This window comes from Protofrankia sp. Cr1 (genome assembly GCF_963555865.1).
In the GTDB taxonomy this organism is placed as follows: domain Bacteria; phylum Actinomycetota; class Actinomycetes; order Frankiales; family Frankiaceae; genus Protofrankia.
Genome location: NZ_CAUVXO010000108.1, coordinates 1 through 779 on the forward strand (window position 1 = coordinate 1; position 779 = coordinate 779).

General features: G+C 63.3%; 1 protein-coding gene and 1 pseudogene. One reads left to right on the forward strand and one right to left on the reverse strand.

Annotation, left to right across the window (positions count from 1 at the left end):
- Positions 1-380 (forward strand): annotated as a pseudogene (locus tag U9980_RS11295) (hypothetical protein); the annotation flags it as partial.
- 146 nt (positions 381-526) lie between these two features.
- Here U9980_RS11295 and U9980_RS11300 read toward each other — a convergent pair.
- Positions 527-779: hypothetical protein (locus U9980_RS11300; RefSeq protein WP_322767873.1), on the reverse strand; the 253-nt coding region annotated here is incomplete at its 5' end.

Below are 779 nucleotides of genomic sequence, written 5' to 3' on the forward strand. Positions count from 1 at the left end.
GGGGCATCGGGCGGCCATCGCGTCCCGGTGCCGTCACCGTTGGAGCCTGGTCCTACATCCACAACCAGTACTACATCGGTGTGGACAACCAGCATGTCGCGATCGTCGAAGGAATGGGCGGGAGCTTCATCGGAATCTCCCTGCACAGACTCAAAGAACCCGCGCAATCCGCCATCGCAGTGACCGACATCCAGGGGATTGCACGCGAAAGGGTGACAAGCGGCCACCAGGTGGGCAGCCTCGGCGAAGCTCGCAATTTCGTCCAGAACCTCAGACAGAACCTCAGGAGCGTGGCGTCGGCCCCCGCAAGCCCGACCCCGGTGCCGTGCGGCACCGCCTCATTCACCACCTGCGCCGCGTCGCTCGCTGCACCAGAATGACGCCCGCAGGATGACAGCCCTCCCCCCGCTCCTGGGCAAGGCTGTCGAACTCACCGGAACCGTCGCACGGCCCCGGGCGCGAGTGGAAGGTAGACGTACATTCTCTGTCCGATTTTCGGCTTTTTGGGATGTCAACCTTCCACTCGTCACAGCGGCACAACCAAGGACACAATGATCTTCTTATCGAAGCGGTCAACCTCGCCCGACATCCCCACAGCCAGCTCGAGCAGATTGCCGCAGGGTAGGCGGTCGGCGAGGCGCCAGTTGGGCTGGTCCTTTTCCGATGCCCTTCCCCGCAGATTGCCATTGCGGATCTTGACGAACGGACATCGAAGCGGGGCTCGGCCGCGGGCCGAAACGACTTGCCAAGGAGTACCTCGACACCTCGCCGTAAGACGC